General features: G+C 52.2%; 1 protein-coding gene. It reads left to right on the forward strand.

The annotated features are described in order from the left end of the window. Positions 1-150: 150 nt before the first annotated feature. Positions 151-1,845, forward strand: coding sequence for a transposase (locus H7B90_RS31800; RefSeq protein ID WP_185139926.1), 1,695 nt, complete (start codon positions 151-153; stop codon positions 1,843-1,845). Positions 1,846-1,985 lie beyond the last annotated feature (140 nt).

Consider the following 1,985-nt stretch of genomic DNA (forward strand, 5'->3'; position numbering starts at 1 on the left):
GAGGCTGTCGATTCATTGTGGATTTCGAGCAACCACAGTGAAGAGAATTAACCGAAAATCGGCGTTTTTTTGACATAACACCCACTTTTCTCTCGAATACTCTTGATTTCGTTGTATAATGGATATATACGAGGTCGGGAGGTTTTTCGGTTGAGAAAGCCTGTTCGCTATAAAACGTTCGACCAAATTTCCTTTACGGATTTGCTGGTTTACTCCAAGCTTCCTCCGCATCCCTTTTGGAGCGTAGTCGCCGAGAAGGTTGACTTCACCTTTGCCGATTCGTTATGCGCCTTTTTGTATTCCGGCCGCGGTCAACACCCTTACGCTCCTTCTCTCAAACTCAAGATCCACCTGGTGCAAGGATACTACGTGTTGTCTGATCGGCTAGCCGAAGAAAAAATCATTGGCGACTTGTTTATCAAGCGTTTTTTGGAACTGCCTGTTGAGTTTTTTGGCTTTGACCACAGCACCATTGCCTTGGACCGACACCGGATGGGGCTCGGACTGTTCCGCGCGTGCCATCTCTACATCCTTGCTCAAATGTACAGTTTGGGCCTTTGGGGAGATCAGGATGAATCGTGGATCCTGGACTCCTTTCCTTGCAACCCCGGCCTTGCCATGGTCGGCACTCATCGCCTGATCCAGCAAGCCGCTCTCCGGGTTCTTCAGCACTTGAAACGGAGCCATTCCGGACTTTATCAAATGACTCAAAAATCTCTTCTGCTTAGCGCGTTAACGGCTCGTTCATCCTTACAATCGCCAAAGCATGAGCAACTGCTTGCCTTCAGCAAGTTGGCCTCTGAGGCCCATGCGTTGCTCGAGTGGTTCGACACGCCGCAGGTGGTGGAGGAGTTCTCGCAATGGACAAACACGGCGGCGCGACAAAAATCCTTCGAGCTCCAAGATATTCTCCGCCAGGTGCTCTCGGAAAACTGTCGCCCGTCCGGTCCAGAAGGGGGTTCCTCGGTGCCGCTTGAAGCTGCATCGCCAGACGCTGACAGTCATTCTGATGGGACGACTGGAGACTCGACCGAGGCCATCGTCTATGAGAAAATCCCCCGGGCCAACCGCTCGTCCAATCGAATCATTAGTGCTGTCGACCCGAATGCCCGGATTGGAATGAAGACAAGCAGGAAGCGAATCAAAGGATACAAGACGCAAAACTTATGCACCAGCAGCGGGGCCATTCTGGATGTACGGGTCATTCCCGCCTGCGAACACGACCGGGAAGCGACATTTGACATGGTCCATAACGCGCTAACCTTCTGGAACATTCGCCCCTGTGCTTTATTGGCGGATACCAGCTACGGTCATGGCCGCCAGCGTAACTTGCTGAAGTCGATCGGTGTGGAGATTGTCGCTCCCGTTCCTCCGGCCGTGAATCCGACGGGCCTGTACCCGAACAGCCGGTTCGAGTACGATCCCCAAAACGATGTCTACCGCTGTCCAAATGGAAATACATCTTCACGCAAGAATCACAACTCGAAGTTGGAGGGCACTCAATATTACTTTGGGAAAGTGTGTAAGGAATGCCCGTTACGCGAGGAGTGCACACCGAACCGGTCAGGTCGAAGTGTGTTTCGAAGCGATTACGCTGATGTTTACGAACGAGCTCATGCATTCAACACGAGTATCGAAGGACGAGCTTTGCTCCAGCAACGATCGCAGGTCGAACGCAAAAACGCGGAAGTGAAAAACGACTGCGGTGTGGGTGCATCAAAAACTCGAAGTCAGAATGCACTCGACATAAAAGCCGTCATGGCGGCCATCACGGTGAATCTCAAACTCTTGGTCTGGCGCTTAGGCGGAAAACCTGGGTTTGTTCGTCGTTGCCGCCTCGCCTGAAGATAAGGAAGTAAGGGGCTCACGATACGGGCCATGCCGACTCCAATACACGTCCTCCCCCCTCACCAACCCCAAATCCCATCAATCCTGCCATACAGCAAGACCAGATGCCCACTTTTCAACAGTTTATAGACAGCCTC

The organism is Cohnella xylanilytica (assembly GCF_014212175.1).
Lineage (GTDB): Bacteria > Bacillota > Bacilli > Paenibacillales > Paenibacillaceae > Cohnella > Cohnella xylanilytica.